This is a genomic window from Sulfurospirillum sp. 1307, from assembly GCF_054408545.1.
Genome location: NZ_CP176011.1, coordinates 241,638 through 259,190, shown reverse-complemented (window position 1 = coordinate 259,190; position 17,553 = coordinate 241,638). Strand labels below are relative to the sequence as shown.

At 31.6% G+C, this 17,553-nt stretch carries 15 protein-coding genes; 5 read left to right on the top strand and 10 right to left on the bottom strand.

Features of this window, described 5'->3' with window-relative positions; translation table 11 throughout:
• Window positions 1-15 precede the first annotated feature (15 nt).
• The 6 genes from mreC to ACKGJI_RS01350 all read right to left on the bottom strand — a co-directional run bounded on the left by mreC (window position 16) and on the right by ACKGJI_RS01350 (window position 5,498).
• Complete coding sequence (gene mreC, locus ACKGJI_RS01375) at window positions 16-762, bottom strand: rod shape-determining protein MreC (protein WP_458700770.1); 747 nt, start codon at window positions 760-762, stop codon at window positions 16-18.
• Window positions 755-1,789: a rod shape-determining protein gene (locus ACKGJI_RS01370; RefSeq protein WP_458700769.1), complete on the bottom strand. Its 1,035-nt coding sequence runs from the start codon at window positions 1,787-1,789 to the stop codon at window positions 755-757. Before ACKGJI_RS01370 ends, mreC begins: the two co-directional genes overlap by 8 nt.
• Window positions 1,790-1,803: 14 nt before the next feature.
• On the bottom strand, window positions 1,804-3,027 hold the full coding sequence (clpX, locus tag ACKGJI_RS01365; RefSeq protein WP_458700768.1) for an ATP-dependent Clp protease ATP-binding subunit ClpX: 1,224 nt from the start codon (window positions 3,025-3,027) through the stop codon (window positions 1,804-1,806).
• A 114-nt stretch (window positions 3,028-3,141) separates the two neighbouring features.
• Window positions 3,142-3,930: an acyl-ACP--UDP-N-acetylglucosamine O-acyltransferase gene (gene lpxA, locus ACKGJI_RS01360; protein ID WP_458700767.1), complete on the bottom strand. Its 789-nt coding sequence runs from the start codon at window positions 3,928-3,930 to the stop codon at window positions 3,142-3,144.
• A gap of 2 nt (window positions 3,931-3,932) precedes the next feature.
• The gene (fabZ, locus tag ACKGJI_RS01355; protein WP_458701676.1) at window positions 3,933-4,379 is read right to left on the bottom strand and encodes a 3-hydroxyacyl-ACP dehydratase FabZ; all 447 of its coding nucleotides are present in this window, start codon (window positions 4,377-4,379) and stop codon (window positions 3,933-3,935) included.
• A 33-nt stretch (window positions 4,380-4,412) separates the two neighbouring features.
• Complete coding sequence (locus tag ACKGJI_RS01350) at window positions 4,413-5,498, bottom strand: epoxyqueuosine reductase QueH (RefSeq protein ID WP_458700766.1); 1,086 nt, start codon at window positions 5,496-5,498, stop codon at window positions 4,413-4,415.
• 68 nt (window positions 5,499-5,566) lie between these two features.
• Between ACKGJI_RS01350 and ACKGJI_RS01345 the strand changes: the two genes are divergently transcribed.
• The gene (locus ACKGJI_RS01345) at window positions 5,567-8,428 is read left to right on the top strand and encodes a DUF748 domain-containing protein (RefSeq protein ID WP_458700765.1); all 2,862 of its coding nucleotides are present in this window, start codon (window positions 5,567-5,569) and stop codon (window positions 8,426-8,428) included.
• Here ACKGJI_RS01345 and bcp read toward each other — a convergent pair.
• Window positions 8,421-8,888: a thioredoxin-dependent thiol peroxidase gene (gene bcp, locus ACKGJI_RS01340; RefSeq protein ID WP_458700764.1), complete on the bottom strand. Its 468-nt coding sequence runs from the start codon at window positions 8,886-8,888 to the stop codon at window positions 8,421-8,423. The two genes, ACKGJI_RS01345 and bcp, sit on opposite strands and share 8 nt — an antisense overlap.
• A gap of 106 nt (window positions 8,889-8,994) precedes the next feature.
• Between bcp and ACKGJI_RS01335 the strand changes: the two genes are divergently transcribed.
• From ACKGJI_RS01335 to msrA, 4 genes are read left to right on the top strand one after another with little or no spacing between them, the layout of a single operon-like run.
• On the top strand, window positions 8,995-9,396 hold the full coding sequence (locus ACKGJI_RS01335; protein ID WP_458700763.1) for a COG4315 family predicted lipoprotein: 402 nt from the start codon (window positions 8,995-8,997) through the stop codon (window positions 9,394-9,396).
• Between the two features lie 38 nt (window positions 9,397-9,434).
• Window positions 9,435-10,118, top strand: coding sequence for a response regulator transcription factor (locus tag ACKGJI_RS01330; protein ID WP_458700762.1), 684 nt, complete (start codon window positions 9,435-9,437; stop codon window positions 10,116-10,118).
• Complete coding sequence (locus tag ACKGJI_RS01325; protein WP_458700761.1) at window positions 10,108-11,121, top strand: sensor histidine kinase; 1,014 nt, start codon at window positions 10,108-10,110, stop codon at window positions 11,119-11,121. The genes ACKGJI_RS01330 and ACKGJI_RS01325 overlap by 11 nt, the downstream gene beginning before the upstream one ends.
• Window positions 11,118-12,350: a peptide-methionine (S)-S-oxide reductase MsrA gene (gene msrA / locus ACKGJI_RS01320; RefSeq protein ID WP_458700760.1), complete on the top strand. Its 1,233-nt coding sequence runs from the start codon at window positions 11,118-11,120 to the stop codon at window positions 12,348-12,350. The genes ACKGJI_RS01325 and msrA overlap by 4 nt, the downstream gene beginning before the upstream one ends.
• 92 nt (window positions 12,351-12,442) lie before the next feature.
• On the opposite strand, the gene ACKGJI_RS01315 is transcribed toward msrA, so the two are convergent.
• From ACKGJI_RS01315 to dsrO, 3 genes are read right to left on the bottom strand one after another with little or no spacing between them, the layout of a single operon-like run.
• Window positions 12,443-15,469 (bottom strand): molybdopterin-dependent oxidoreductase, encoded by a 3,027-nt coding sequence (locus tag ACKGJI_RS01315; protein ID WP_458700759.1) that lies wholly within the window; start codon window positions 15,467-15,469, stop codon window positions 12,443-12,445.
• Entirely contained in the window at window positions 15,459-16,643 is a 1,185-nt protein-coding gene (gene nrfD / locus ACKGJI_RS01310) for an NrfD/PsrC family molybdoenzyme membrane anchor subunit (RefSeq protein WP_458700758.1), read from the bottom strand. Before nrfD ends, ACKGJI_RS01315 begins: the two co-directional genes overlap by 11 nt.
• The gene (gene dsrO, locus ACKGJI_RS01305; protein WP_458700757.1) at window positions 16,636-17,442 is read right to left on the bottom strand and encodes a sulfate reduction electron transfer complex DsrMKJOP subunit DsrO; all 807 of its coding nucleotides are present in this window, start codon (window positions 17,440-17,442) and stop codon (window positions 16,636-16,638) included. The genes nrfD and dsrO overlap by 8 nt, the downstream gene beginning before the upstream one ends.
• Window positions 17,443-17,553 lie beyond the last annotated feature (111 nt).

Below are 17,553 nucleotides of genomic sequence, written 5' to 3'. Positions count from 1 at the left end.
AATATGGCTTTAAATTCAATTTTTTTCAATAATATGATAATAAAGTGGCACACTAATTTTTGAGTATGGCTCTATAATTGCACTTTTTGAAAACTCTTCTTTTATAACCTCTTTTACAACTCCAACTCTAACTCCAGGAAAAAAAATACCATCAAGCCCACTAGTTGTAACTTCGTCTCCTACTTTTGGATACATCCACAACGGTATGTATTTAACTATAACTTCATGTTTTTTACCAATTACAATACCTGGAATTTTATCTTTTCCAACAAAAACAGAGAATGTTGATTTAGGATCTCCTAAAAGAAGTGCCATTGGATTATTGTTATTTGAAACAACTATCCCCGCACTTGCACCATTATTCAATAGTCCGTATATCTTTGAGCTATTAAAATCTTTATAATCTATCCAAACTTTAAAATAATCATTTAAATTAACATACGAAACTGAACGAACTAATTTTACTTTTGGAGTGTACTTATCAACTCCTTTTTGTTTTAAAACATCATTCAAGTGAGAAGCAAAAGCTTCTAATAACTCTTTTGAAGCTTTTAACCTTTGATTTTCTTCTCTTAACTTTTTTATCTCATTGGCTTGTGAAAAATGCTCATCTATTTTGTTTTGGATAAACTCCTTATAATCAAGATATGTCGAGACACTCCCAACAGAAAACTTTACAAAGTAGCTCTTAATATCATTACCATATTTTAATGATACAAGAGCTATTAAGCCTATGAGTATAAGAAGTTTAAGTTTATTCATTTGCTAATTGTTGCAATAATCCTATCTCTTCTAATGCACGTCCTGTACCTTTTGCAACTGCTAAAAGTGGCTCTTCTGCTACAAAAACTGGCAATTTAACAATATCAGATAAATACTTATCAAAACCTCTAATAAGTGCTCCTCCTCCAGTTAAAACAATTCCATTTTCAACTATATCTCCAGCTAAATCAGGAGGCATTACCTCTAAAACATCTTTTAGAGCATCTGCAATCTCTTTTAAAGGCTCTTTTATAGCATCTCTTACATCTTCACTAGTAAGTTCAATCCTGCTTAAAAGTCCACTTACTTGGTCTCTTCCTTTTACCATCATTGAAAGTGGCTCATCCATTGGAATTGCTGTTCCTATTTCTATCTTTATCTCTTCACCAGTTCTCTCACCGATTAAAAGGTTATATTTTCTTTTAACATAATCTACAATTGCTAAATCAATCTTATCTCCAGCAGTTCTAATTGATTTACTGATAACTAATCCTCCAAGTGACACAACTCCAATCTCAGTTGTACCCCCTCCAATATCAACAACTAAGCTTCCTTTTGGATCACGAATCGGCAAATCTGCACCAATAGCTGCTGCCATTGGCTCTTCTATCAAAAATACCTCTCTAGCACCAGCACTCATTGCTGATTCTCTTACTGCTTTTCTTTCAACTTGTGTTAGCCCATAAGGAACACATATGATAATTCTAGGTCTTAAAAAACTTTTTCTTTTATGAGCTCTTTCAATGAAATATCTAATCATCTTTTCAGTCATATCAAAATCAGCTATAACCCCATCTCTCATTGGACGAATCGCTTCTATATTTCCAGGAGTTTTACCAACCATGTTCTTAGCTTCTTGTCCAACTGCAAGTATGTTTTGTCTTCCATACTTATCTCTTTGAACTGCCACAACTGAAGGCTCATTTATGATGATACCCTTACCTTTTAAAAGAACAAGCGTATTTGCTGTTCCCAAATCTATACTCATATCACTTGAGAAAAAACCTATTATATTATCAAGAATCATTTCTTATTACCTTATTAAGCACTTTTTTTATTTTTTTTGATATAAAGTGGCTTTTCACCACTAATTATTACATCTTTTGTTATCATTACCTCATATCCCTCGAGCTCAGGAAGTTCATACATGATATCAACCATCACTTCTTCCATAATTGATCTCAAACCCCTAGCTCCAGTTTTTCGTTTGATTGCAAGTTTTGCTATCTCTTTTAAAGCATCATCTTCAAAATTAAGCTCAACATTATCAATCGCAAAAAGTTTTTTGTATTGTTTTAATATAGCATTTTTTGGTTCAGTCAAGATTCTAACCATCTCATCTTCACCAATTTCACCAAGAGTTGCCACTACATGTAAACGACCAATTAACTCAGGAATCAAACCATAATGAACTAAATCATCTGGCTCAACTTCTTCTAGTAGCTTACTATCATCACTTTTTGATCTTTTTTCCTGATCAAATCCAAGTACATTTTTACCTTTTCTTCTTTTGATAATCTCTTCAAGTCCATCAAAAGCTCCACCACAAATAAACAATATATTTGAAGTATCAATCTGTAAAAACTCTTGATTTGGATGCTTTCTTCCACCTTTTGGAGGAATATTTACAACACTTCCTTCTATGATTTTTAAAAGAGCTTGCTGAACTCCCTCACCACTTACATCTCTTGTGATTGAACGGTTTTCACTCATCCTTGCTACTTTATCAACCTCATCAATAAAAACTATGCCTTGCTCAGCTCTTTTTACATCGCCATCAGCTGCTTGAAGAAGTCTTGTTAAGATATTTTCAACATCTTCTCCAACATACCCAGCCTCAGTTAGGCTTGTAGCATCACTTATAGCAATTGGAACATCTAAAAATCTTGCCATTGTTTGAGCCATCAAAGTTTTTCCACTTCCTGTTGGTCCTATTAAAAGTATATTTGATTTTGAGATTTCTGTATCATCTTCTATACTTGATTGCTTAAAAATTCTTTTGTAATGATTATATACACCAACTGAAAAAACTTTCTTGGCATTATCTTGTCCAATTACATAGTTATCTAACATCTCTTTTAATTGCTTAGGAGCTAAAAGCTCACCACTAAAAGATTCTTTTTCTTCTTGGTTTTGCTCTTCTAAATCTCCAAAAAATATTTTATACGCTGAAACTACACAATGCTCACATATGAAAACATTCTCTCCAGCTATTAGTCTTGTGTCACTACTCTCTTTTGATCCACAAAAGCTACATTCCTTCATACTGTCCCCTTCAACTCAAACAAAGTCCGAGATGAATTCCTCGCGACTCTTGTGCTTTGCACTCTCTGTGAGAAAGCACAACCTCTCGGTCGTATTGCTAATTTGTTATTCATTTTAATTATTTTTCCTCTCATAAGGTATACCTCTTTTAGTTTCAAGTATAAAACTACAAAGTTGTTGTACCTTTTCATTTGTATCTTCTCTTAAAAGTTCATTTGCCACATCTTTAATAGCAAGTGAACTTCTAAAAAGTTTTCTAAAAGCACTCTGTAATGCTCTTATATCATCTTTTTCAAATCTTCTTTTTAATCCAACAGCATTTAAGCCTTTAACAACTGCACGGTTTCCTTCAGCTAAACAAAAAGGAGGTATATCTTGACTAATCGCACTAGCTCCTCCAATCATACATCCTTCACCAACTTTCACAAATTGATGAATAGGTGTCATACCGCCAATTACAGTATAAGAGCCAATCTCAACATGTCCTGCTAGTGTAGCATTGTTCGCCATAATTACATTGTTTCCAACCTGACAATCATGAGCAATGTGAGAATAAATCATAATAAAACAATTATCCCCAATTCTAGTTATGCCACCACCATGTTTAGTACCTGCATTTATCGTAACAAACTCTCTAATTGTGCAGTTTTTGCCAACTATTACCTTAACATCATCTTCACTTTTATATCCAATATCTTGAGGAGGCATGCCAATAATCGCATATGGATAAACTTTTGTATTTTCATCTATAAAAGTATCACCATAAACTCCAGCTCCTTGCATAATTTCAACACCATTTTTTAAAACAGCGTCTTTTGATACAAAAGCATTTGGACCGATTATGACACTCTCTTCTAAAACTGCGCCATCTTCTACAACAGCACTTGGATGAATTTGCGCCATTTTTATTTATCCACAATCATTGCTTTTAATTCAGCTTCACAAACTAACTTATCATCAACATATGATTTTGCGTCTAAAACCCAAATACTTCCTTTGTGTTTTAACACGCTTAGTTTATAAACCAATCTATCTCCAGGTCTAACAGGGGTTCTAAACTTACACTTATCAATACTCATAAAATAAACTACTTTATCTTTTGCTGCTTCTTGCTCATCTTTACTAGCACTTTTAAACGCCAAAACACCACCAGCTTGAGCCATACCTTCTACAATCATAACTCCAGGGTAGATTGGATGGTCTGGAAAGTGTCCTTGAAATACATGTTCACCAATAGTGACATTTTTAAAAGCTTCTATGCTTTCTCCCTCGTTTAAATCAGTAACTCTATCTATGAGTAAAAAAGGGAAACGGTGAGGTAAAATTTTTTGGATTTCTACTACATCTATAATCAATTTTAAGCCTTTTTTAAAAATTTTACTATTTTATCTAATTTTTACTAAATTTTCTCTAACATCATTATAGGTTTTAGATTTTATTAGCAATTCATATTTACAAAGCTCGACTTTTTCAATAACGATTATTGGATTTAGCGAGGTAAAATCACTATAACTAAGCTCTTTTCTTACATATAGTTCAGTTTTAATTGAGGGCGGATTTTTCATCATCTCTTTTATGTTTTTATAATTAGTTTTTGCAATTTTATTAAATTTTTCAAGCTCAACAAACAAAACTTCTTCTCTGTTAAAATAGCCAACTCCATCTTCAATAAACTCAATTTTTCCTCTTGTAAAGCTTCGATTTAGAGTTGAGTAAAACAAAATATAACTATCAATCGGTTCTTTTTTTCTCCTAAGTAAACCTTGTAAAAGCCTATAATTTAAGAACTTTTCTCGTCTTAATTTAAATTTTGCATTATTTTCTTCACACTTTATAACTTCTTCATACAAACAAATTCTATCTTCAATAGAGTTTGGTAAAACTTGAGCAGTTATAGGACTCATAAGTTCATCTTTTAATCTGTCTTGTTGCTCTCTTTGAACTTCAAGAGCAAACAAACATCCACAATAATTTTGATGATAAAGCATATCTTTTTTAGCTAGTGCAAATTGCTCCTGAGTTCCTCCACCACTTCTAAAATCTGGAGTTATTACCTCGATATCAAATTTCTCCTCTACATGTAGAGCATTTTGTCTTAACTGCTCCATTGATTTTTTAGGACTTGTAAGCAAAGTTGTAGTGATTTTATCTATGCCTAATTCAACTGCTTTTTTGGCAGTTCTCTCTAGACGATTATCAAAACAAATGGAGCATCTCTTTCCTTTTTCAGGCTCAGATTCAAATCCTCTAACAGCTTCTATCCAACCCTCATAATCATACTCTCCCTCGATGAGTTTTACACCTAATTTATCACAACTTCTTTTTACATCCATTAAACGAAGTTTGTACTCACTAAAGGGGTGTATGTTAGGATCATAAAAAAAACCAATCAACTCTTCATTTGGGTAAAATGACCTTAATTTTTGTAAAAAAAAGTGACTATCGACTGAACAGCATATATGAACTAACAAATTTAAACCTTTTTTTTATGTAAAATGATATAATGATTATAACTTATTTTTCTTTTAAGGTAGTAAATATGAAGTATTTAAAAAGTTTTTGGTTTTGGATTGGTTTTTTGTTTTTAACTTACAATTTAGTAGGTTTTTTACTCATTCCTTGGTTTGTTACCAGTAAACTTCCAACTATTTTAAAAGATAAGATAGGTCTACATGTAGAAGTATCGGATGCTAGTTTTAACCCATATGAATTTGATTTAAAACTTCACAATATCGTTTTAAAAGATTTAAACAAAAAGCCTGTACTTGGTGTAAAATTTTTACATGTAGATTATAGTTTTTTAGGACTTCTTGAAAAAACAATTTTGTTTAAAACACTAGATATAAACTCACCTAAACTTTATACTTCGATTTTACAAGACGGGAAACTCAACCTGCAAAATATTATAAAAACTAGCAATACTAAAGAAGTAAAAACAGAGCAAAAGCCACAGCAACTTCCTATAATAAAACTTGAGAAATTAAACATAAAAGATGGAAATATAAAATTTAACGATTTTAGAGATAAAAAGCAGTTTGAACTAAACTTTGGGCCTTATGATTTTATGGCACATGACATAAGCACAAAAGCAGGTGACTTAAATGGCTATGCTTTTAAAACCAAAGTTGGTAAAAATGGTGAGATACTTTGGGAAGGTGGTATGAGGATTGAGCCTCTTAATATATACGGCAAAATCAATCTTACAAATCTAGAACTACCAAAGCTTTATGATTATGCATTAAGTGACTTAGAAGCCAAACTAACAAGCGGAAATATATCTTTTGAGCTTCCTTACAAGATAGATTTATCAAAAGATTTACAAGCTAGTATAAATGATGCCAAAATAACTCTATCAAATATAATTATGAAAGATAAAACAAATACTCTTTTTGATTTAGCTAAAATCGATGTAAATAGTTTAAATCTAAAATGGCCAGAACAAAAAATATCAATAGATAGTTTAAATCTTCAAAGCCCAAAAGTATTTGCAAGTTTAGATAAAAAATATCAACTAAATTTACTAAAAGCTTTTGAAATGAAAGAGTCAAATTCAACATCAAAAAAAGAGTCCAAACCATGGGATTTTCTTTTAAAAGAAGCTAATATAAACGAAGCAAATGTTATTTTTGAAGATAATTCCTTAGATAATCCAATCAAAAGTGAACTAAGTAAAACAACTTTACATGTAAAGAATATTTCGCTTGATAAACAAAGTCCTATAGACTTTGATTTGATGACAGATATTAATAAAAACGCAAAGCTAAAAGCAAAAGGACAAATAAAGCCTGAACCACTTATAGTATCTTCAAAAATTGATCTTAAAAATCTAAATATAAGCGATTATAAAAATTATCTTTCTAAGTTTGTAAATTTTGATATCAATAATGCAGATTTAAGTATTATGGCTGATTTAGATGTTGATTTTTCTAAATCAAAAGATATAAAACTCATAGCTGATACCAGCATAGATAAACTTGTGATAAACCAAAACAATGGCGAAAAACTTTTATCATGGAATCAATTAAAAATAAATGGCATAAAATACAACAATGATGATATTAGCATAAAAAATTTAGAACTTAAAGAGCCTTACATAAGAGCTCATGTAAACAAAGATGGCTCCACAAATTTTTCAAATTTAACAAAACCAAGTAGCTCTAAAGAAGAAAAAACATCAAAAGAACCATTAAAACTAAAAATTGGCCCGATGGTTTTAACAAAAGGAAGTTCTGATTTTAGTGATTTTTCACTACCATTTCCTTTTAAAACGTATATTCATGATTTAAATGGAGAGTTTTCAACACTTGATTTTCAAAAAACCACTCCTTCAACTCTAAAATTAAAAGGTAAAATTGATAAATATGGATATACAAATATCAATGGAGTTCTCTCACCTTTTAACATAAAAGAAAATGCAAAGATAAATGTACTATTTAAAAACATAGATTTAAGTTCCATTACTCCATATTCAATGAAATTTTTAGGATATAAAATAAAAAATGGAAAATTATCCATGGATTTAAAATATGATATAAAAAAAGCAAAACTAATAGGCGATAATAAGATAAATATAGACACCCTAACTCTAGGAGAAAAAGTGGAAAGTAAAGACGCGCCATCGCTTCCACTTGAACTTGCTATTGCGATTTTGAAAGATTCAAATGGACAAATTGATATTGATTTGCCAGTAACTGGAAATATGAATGATCCACAATTTAGTTATGGAAGTATCATTTGGAGAGCTATTGGCAATATGATTACAGGAATTGTTACAGCTCCTTTTAGATTTTTAGGCTCAATGCTTGGAATTAAAGGAGATGATTTAAAAGCGATTGATTTTGAAATTGGCTCATACAAAATCATATCAAGCGAATATGAAAAACTAGATAACTTAAATAAAATTCTCTCCAAAAAACCAGGTATAAAACTTAGTATAACAGGAGCATATAATAAAGATTTAGATACTTATGAACTACAAAAACAAAAGTTTAAAATCATAATAAACAAAGAGTTAGCAAAAGATACGAATAGTACAAATGATGTTTATGGAAGTGCTTTAAAAACTTTATATGTAAAAGATTTTTCGCAAAAAGAGTATGAAGATTTACAAAAATTGTTTATCATAAAACCTAAAAAAGATGACAATAAAACTAAAAAGACTAAAAAACCTCAAATCAATATCATTGCATTTAACAATGAAGTACAAACAAAAATCACCAAAAACATCAAAATAAGCCAAAAAGAGCTGGAAAACCTTGCAAATAAAAGAGCTAAATCAGTTAAGTCATCATTAATCAGTAAGTACAAAATCTCAAAAGAAAGAATCAAAATCCTAGCTCCAAAAGAAAAAGAAGCGAAAAGAGATAGATGGATAGGCTGTGAATTAGAAATCGCTATTTAGCGATTTCTTCTAATTTTTCTTTAACAGCTTCTACATGACCTTTAACTCTTACTTTTTCCCAAATAGCTTCTATCTTACCTTCTGGTGAGATAAGAAATGTTGAGCGAACTACTCCCATGTACTCTTTTCCATAGTTTTTCTTTAGTTGCCAAACACCATATTTTTCACATACTTCTTTACTCTCATCTGCTAAAAGAGTTATGAGTAAATCTTTTTTTGCTATAAAATTTGAGTGTTTTTTAGGGCTATCTGGACTTACTCCTAAGATAACTGCATTTAGTCCATCAAAATCTGGTAGAGCTTCAGTGAACTCACAAGCTTCTGTTGTACATCCTGGGGTATTATCTTTTGGATAAAAGTATAAAACTACCCATTTGCCTTCTAAATCCCTTAAACTTATCTCAACTCCATCTTGATTTGGAAGAGTGACTTCTGGTGCTTTATCTCCTATTTTTAACATAAAATTCCTTTTTTTAATGAAATTATATCCTTTTTTTGCCTATCTTCATAGAATCTTCATAAAGTGTTACTAAGATGTCACATAAACAAATTCTGAGGAGAATAAAATGAAGAAAAAATTAGCGATGGCAATAGCAACTTCAGCTCTACTTTTTGTAGGATGTGCTTCAAACTACGGTGACAATATGTCAATGGATTCAAAAGCAGCATTTTTGATGGATAGCAAAGGTATGGCTCTTTATACTTTTGACAAAGACACAAAAGACAAGTCTAACTGCTACAACGGTTGTGAAGCAAAATGGCCTGTATTTGCAGGTGATGCAAGTAGTTTAAAACTTCCTGCAGATGTTAAAAAAGAAGATTTTGGAATGATAAAAAGAGATAATGGAGCTATGCAAACAACTTACAAGTCTCAGCCACTATACTACTTTTTTAAAGATACAAAAGCAAACGACATGCATGGTGATGGAGTAAAAGGTGTTTGGCATTTAGTTAAGCCAAATATGTAAACATTTTTTTGTTACAATAGTAAAAAAGAAAGTATTATATGAAAAAAAAGATACTTATAGTTGAAGATGAAGAGACTATTGTAAACTTTATAAAAAACCGTCTAAAAAGCGATATCTATGATGTAGATATCGCTTATGATGGAAAAGTTGCTCTTAAAAAAATAGCTGCCAATTCTTATGATTTAGTTACACTTGACATCATGCTGCCTCATGTAGATGGTTTTGAGATTTGTCAAGCAATAAGAAAAAAATCAAAACAAACACTTGTCATAATGATAAGTGCTTTAGATACTATAGAGTTTAAAACTAAAGGCTATAATTTTGGGATTGATGATTATATAGCTAAACCTTTTTCTGCAAAAGAGTTAGCTATAAAAATCCAATCTCTTTTAAAGAGAAAAGAGGAATTAAGCTCTTTAGATGGGCAATCTATCGTTGATATACTCCTTAATGAAGAAGCAAAAGAGATAATTGTAAATGGCTTTAAGATTGAGTTTACTCCTAGTGAGTATCTAATCTTGACCACACTAATCAATAATAAAAATAGAGTCTACTCAAGAGCTGATTTAGCACAAATCATATACGATAACTACTTTGGGGAGATTGATGAGCAGGGGATAAATAGCCATATATATCATATACGAGAAAAAGTAAAACAATTTTATGAGAAAGATATCATTAAAACAGTAAGAGGGATAGGATACAAAATATATGAAAATTAAACCTTTTCTAATCATAATTTATACACTTGCTGGCTTTTTTATATCGATTTTAAGCTCATTTTTGACGTATATTATCATAGGAAAACCCATTGGGATGCCTATGGTTATACAAATTATATTTGTCATTGCCTTTTTAACTCCAGTCATAGGAGTTATTAGCTTTTTTCTTGGAAGATATTTATCAAAAAAATTCAACTTTATCAATCATCGCTTAGAAAATATCAGAAGTCACAATTATGAGATAGACCATAGTCAAAACAAGATAACAGAGATACAAGACATAAACAACAATATGAACTTTTTATCTTCACAACTAAAAAAGCACATAAAAGATTTAAAACAAAAAAATCAAAATCTTTCAAACCTTCTTATCTCTATGGCACATGATGTGAAAACGCCTATCACTATAGTAAATGGCTATATTGAAGAGATAGAAGATGGTATGGTTAGTGAAGATGATTTGCCTTTAGTTTTAGAGCATATGAGAGAAGAGATAAAGTTTTTAGATGAACTTACGATTGATATGTTAAAATTTATAACATCGATGCAAGAGCATAAAAAAACAGAAAATATAAACCTATATAGTTTTATAGATAATGAAGTATTTTCAATCTTACCAAAAAATGAAGATATAGATTTTATCAATAATATAGATAAATCTTTTATCATAGTTTTCAACAAAATGGACTTAAAAAAAGTATGCGTAAACATACTCACAAATGCTTTAAAATTTACAAATAAGGGCTATATAAAAGTAGATAACAGCGATGAAATAGTAAGCTTTGAAAACAGTGGCGAAAAGATAGAAGCAGAGTTTAAAGAGAAAATTTTTGAACCATTTTTTACTATATCAAAAAGTAAAAACAGAAAAAAGAGTGGCTTTGGATTAGGGCTTTCTATAGTCAACAACATATGCCTAAACAATAAATACACATGCTATTTGTATGATAGCAACAAAGAAAGAACCATCTTTCACATAAAACCAAACGGAGAAACAGAATGAAAAAATTACTACTATTACTAGCCCTTACCGTATCAATGTATGCAAAAACAGAAACTATAGTTTTTGGTGCAGGATGCTTTTGGGGAGTTGAAAAATACTTTGAACAACAAGAGGGTGTCATAGATGCAAAATCAGGATATGCTGGAGGAAACTATATAAATCCAACATACAAAACTGTTTTAAAGTACAGAAATAGTACAGACAAAAATATAATAAACTATACTGAAACAGTAGAAGTTATATTTGATAATCAAAAAACAAGTGCTGGGAAGCTTATAAGAGAGTTTTGGGAGTTACACAACCCTACACAAGGCGACAGACAAGGCAATGACATAGGGAACAATTATAGAAGTGCCATATTTTATACAAATGAAACTCAAAAAAACATCGCACTTAAAACAAAAGATGAGTACCAAAAACTACTTACAAAAGCAGGTTTTGGAAAAATCACAACACAGATTGCACCACTAACAAAGTTTTATGAAGCAGAGGATTATCATCAAGATTACCTTCAAAAAAATCCTTTTGGATACTGTCCAAATCATAGAATTGGTGTAAAATTTGAAAAGAAGATGAAGAAGCCTGCTTTTATAACACCACTAGGTGGTAAAGAAGTTGTAGTTATCGATGCACCTTATTGTCCTTATTGTGAAAAGTTTGCTAAAGATGTAACCTCATCATATAAAGGTGATACACCGCTGCGAACTGCTAATAGTGATAAGCTAAAAGATTTTAAAATCAAAACACAACTTACAGCAACACCAACTATACTCTTTATAGAAGATGGCAAAGAGGTCTACTCACATGTAGGATACATGGATAAAAAAGATTTTTATAGAGCTCTTGGAGAGTTTAAACTAGGAACAAATAGTGAAGCTTTTAATGTTGCATTTAATCAAGGAACAGATGGAAGATACTGTAAACAGTACGAAATCTTTAAAAACACTCCTGATGGAGTTTTTGTAGATAAACTCTCAGGTGATATACTATTTGATACCAAAGATAGATTTAACTCAGGCTCAGGTTGGCTTAGCTTCTTTAAAGCAGTTGATGGCTCAACCATAGAGAAAAAAGATACAAGTTATGGCATGATAAGAACAGAAGTCATAGCAAAAAACAGTGGTGTTCACTTAGGTCATGTTTTTAACGATGCACCAGGTGGCAGACAGAGATTTTGTATAAATGCTACTGTTTTGAATTTTATTGCTAGAAACGATATAAAAAAGTAGTACTTGTGAGAAAAACATATCAGACTAAAGATAATGAGCTTAAATTTTAAGCTCATTATCTAGTTTCACCGTTATAAAGGAGATTTCGATTTCTATATTTTTGTTATACTTACAGGAATTGCTTGCCTTGCATTTGAGCCAACGACAAAATCACTTAGCGTAGCCAATTTTCTTGATGGGTCTAAAATACCTAATTTATTGATATTTACTCCTGTTTTTCTCTGAACAATTCCTTTAAAAGTCTTTGCTCCTATAGCTACAGTTTCAGCCCCTTCTGCATCTCTTCCTAGTCCATGTTCTATGGCTAAAGTATCAGGCATCACACCATTTCTAAAGCGCAACATACCTTCAATACTTCCTCCTTCTGAAGATATTTTTACCATATCTCCATGTTTTAAGTTTTGTTTATCAGCACTTTTTGGATTGATATCTATATAAGTAGTAAATCTTATATTTTGCATACCGCTACTTGAAGCATCACATTGAGATAAAACATTTGATTTATAACTAAATGCAGATAATGGATATTTAGATGGTGGAAATTCTTTTTCCAATAGTTCTCCACCATTTAATCTTGCAGGATAAAATCTTGGTACTCCACTAAATCTTTCACCGGTCATTGCATGTTTTTCTTTACCAACTACAGGATTGTATATTTGAATACAGTTCTTTGTATAAGGGTGAGTAAGTTTTCCGTCTTTATATCCACTCTCTTTTGAGGCATATCGTCCTCCACGAGCCATTGCATATGCTACTTTTTTCCAATTATCACCAGATATCTCCTTTAGTTTGTCTACATAAGACTCTAAATTTGCAAACTTCAATTCTTCATCACTTATATCAGGTACTGGTTTACCATCTAAAACAACATTTTCAAAAGCTCTTAAGTAGTAGTCGCTTGGTTTATCTAAATTGTACTTCTTTCCACCAGCCCCTTTTATAGCACCTTTTCCAAAACCAGGTAAGCCTAATTTTTTACCCAATTCAATCACAAAACTATCCATACAGATAGGTTCTCCATTTTTAAAAGTTGCTTGTTTTGGAGTAAAAGCAGGGAAAGCCATCATATTTATCTTAGTTTGATATCCAGCCCAAGCTCCTGCAGCTCCCCATGTCTCATAAATAACAGAATCAGGAACAATATAATCAGCATATTTTGATGTTTCATTTATAAATGGGTCTATAGAGATAAACAAAGGAATTGATTTTTTTGGATCAGCAAGTAAATCTTTTATAAATCTTGTTCCGCTTTGACCATACAAAATATTTGCATTCCAGCTTATAATTGCTTTTAAATTATAAGGGTATCCTTTTGCACTATTTGTGATAATTTCACTTTCTAGTGCATTTGTGAATGGATACCAAGTATCTGTAGCAGGATATGGATTTTGTCCATTTGCAACTTTTGTTTTAAACTCTTTAGTCCCTTCATAGGATTTTCTTGTTTTATCTACTCGATAACCTTTTGTTTTTACCTTTCCTTTATAAGCTATTAAATTATATTTTTTTCCTTTAAGGTCTTTATATCTACCTCCACCAACGCTCATTCCGCCTTGGTAATTAAGATTACCTACCATTGCTCCTAGCATCATGATTGCATAAGTTGTATAAAAACCTGTTGTGTGCATAGTTCCACCGTGGCAATCAATCGCAGCTTTTCTGCCATGAGATGTAAATTCTCTTGCAGTAGCTATGATTTTTTCTTTACTTATCCCACTATTTTTAGAATAAACATCCAAACTATACTCATTTGCTGACTCTTTCAAAAGAGTCATAGAGCTTTTTACTTGATAATATTTTCCATTGAACTCAACGCTTTTATCTACAAAAAGTTCAGCTTTTTTTACCAATGATGCAACTTTAAGTAAACCATCTTCAGAGTCTATTACTAAAGCTTCTTTTTTATCTTTCAAAATACTTCCAAAATCTTCATCATCTTGAATTACCAAATGAGAAGCATTTGTAAAAGATGCATCATTTGCCTCTTTTTGTGCTTCTTTAGATGCTAAAGATAGATAGTCATGGTTGTATAACTTCTCTTCAATTATCACCCTTAGCATACCCATTACAAAAGCCAAATCTCCACCTGGTTTAACTGGTATCCATTGACTTTGATTTCCAACAGCTATAGAATCAGCATTTGTTAACATAGGTGCAACAACAACATACTTTAAATTCTTTTTTGTTCTCGCTTTTGATAACAATTTAGCTTGTCTTTTAAACGGATTTCCTGCTTGTGCTGGAGCTGTACCAAAAGTCAATAAGTAGTCACAATTTTCAAAATCAGGTTTTAGATGTGGATATTTCTTGAAATCTCCTAAGTATGCTGCCTCTCCTGAACGCATAGCTAAACCACATATTGAAGTATGCCCCTGATAATTTACAGTACCAAAAGATTTTACAAAACGATGTATTGCAAACTTTTTACGACCATCATCACCAGTTGCTAACATACAAAGTTGGTTGGCTTTTGGTCCAAGAGATGGATCTTTTGGATCTAATGGAGTTTTAATATCCCTGATAGATTTCAATCCTTCTACATTACCTTCACCAAAAAGATTACCTCCTTGTACAATCTCATCTATTAGTTGCTCGATTGGTATCTCTTCCCATCTGTTTTCGCCTCTTTTACCTACTCTTTTAAGCGGCTTAGTCACTCTTAAAGGATCATCAATCTTATCAAATACTGTATTTCCTCTTGCGCATGCAGTTGAACGAAAAGTTATGTTCTCTTTTGAGTCTTTACCAAGTATCTTATAGCTATCTTTTAATGGTGTATTATAAGGAAGCCATGGGTCTGTTGACAGTGGATTGTATGGATCTCCTGTAACTTTTACAACTTTATTTGTTTTATTATCTATTCTTACGCGAACTCCACAATGAGTTGTACAGCCATTACACATATTACTCATAATTGAAAAAGAGCTATTTTTATCATAAATATCATTAGCTATTTTTGCTTCTGGAATTAAAGAATTTCCATATATAGAATCTTTTGCCTTCTCACCTTTATTAGATAGTGTAGCTACAGCGCCTAAAGTATCTTTGTATCCTCCGATTGATGCTGCTGCAACAACTGCACCTGAACCTATCAGAAAATTTCTTCTATTATTTTCCATTTTCAACTCCTTCATAACAATCTTTCATCTCATCATCCCACGGGAATATAACCAATACAGCACAAATTAGAGCAAATAAAATACCCCAATTTGACAATATTGCTATTATGCTATCTTGTCCAAACATAGGAGGTGTATAGTCTAAAAACCCTGGTGTAGTTCTAGGAATTGTTTGTCCTCCAATAACTGTATTCCATCTAAATATCCAAACACCAACAGCTGTTAATATTGCTCCAGTATAGACAATAAACGGCTTATATCTTAATTTAGTGAAGCCTATGATAAGTGGAATAAATAAACAAAGTACATAATCAATCCAAAATGTTTCTGCAAAATGATTAGTAAAAAATTCATACAAATAGTATTTTTCAGCATTTGCAAATGTTAGTGAGAAAGTTAACCAAAAGAATCTCATAACTAAATCAGCAATAATAAACCATGATAATAGTTTTGCTAAAGTAGCTACCATATTGTTATCTACTTTTTTCATCGGTGATAAAAATCTTTGAAAAAGTGGTATTAAAATCAGTAATAAACCTGTACCAGAAACCATAGCAGAAGCTAAAAAGATGATAGGCATCAAAGGAGTATGCCACATAACATTTGCGTGAACTGCTCCTAAAATGTAACCTGTATATCCATGAACAGCAAGTGCTAAAGGTATACCAATTGCTCCTAGTATAAAACCTTTTTTATGATCTTTTTCAAGTGCTTCTTTGCTCAAATCCATATTTCCAAATGTAAAAAGCTTATTAAATGCTTTGCCTAAACCACTACCATTTTTTACTTTTTTTACAAAATACGGTCGATATAATGCTTGAGCCTCAAAGAATATAAGTATCGGATAAGCCATTAAAAGTAAAACTCCCCATTTCATAGGAGATGTTGGAAAGTTTTCCCAACCATACATAAAAAAGTTTAAAATCCTACCTGGTTGTTTTAAATCATCTATAAGATTTAATGGTGCAGCTACAAGCAAAACAAAAGCCAGCAACAAAGAGATTCCAGCAATAGGTTTATACTTTTCCCATCCAAAAACATGCGCAAAACTTGAAATAATAAATGCTGCTGCTGAACTACCTGTAAACCAAAAATAATTTGGTATGTCTATGCCCCATGGCTTTTCTATTGTTACTGAAGACACGATTGTTATTAAATGTTGAATATTATCCATGATTATTTACCTCCGGCTTTGCTTTTCTCCACTCTTCTTCTATACCTATTTGTTCTTTAATTAAGTCATCTAAACTTTGTGTAGAATTTAATATTTCTGTTAGTCTTGAATCTAAACCAATATAAAATACTTGTGGTTTTGTACCTTCGTATGGTTTCAAATGAGTAGTTGATAAACTATTAATTAGTGTATATACATCTGAATTTTTATCATTTAAATCACCAAAAATTCTAGCTCCACCAACACAAGTTTCAACACATGCAGGTAAAAGACCATCATCAACTCTATGAGCACAAAAAGTACATTTATCGGCAGTTTTAGTATCTTTGTTAAAATACCTTTTATCGTATGGACATGCGCTTATACAATATCCGCAGCCCCAACAAACTTCATTGTCAACTACCACAATCCCATCTTCTCTTTTAAAAGTTGCTCCTGTAGGACACACTGGTACACAAGCTGGTTCATTACAATGATTACACAACTGAGGTAAAAAACCTTTTCTTACATCAGGAAATTCTCCAAGTTCTGCTTCAGTAACAAATGTTCTATGTTGCCCAATAGGAACATTGTTTTCAACTATACATGATGCGGTACATGCTTGACACCCTACACATTGCCTTAAGTCGATAACCATAGCATAGTGTTTCCCTTTTTGCCCTATATACCTAGAATCTTCTTCATCTCTTCCAGGATTTTTCAGTGAAAAAGCACTTGCTTGAGAGCTTGCTAGCATCGCAAATGCTGTTGATGCAAGACCTTTTCGCAAGAAATTTCTTCTTGAATTGTCTTTTGACATATTTACTCCTTTAGTAAATTGTTTTAAGAACTGTATCAAGAAAAAGGGGGAAACTAGGGAGAATGTAAAATATTTAAAAGGTTACAGTAAATATCGCTCCTATGTCAGAAT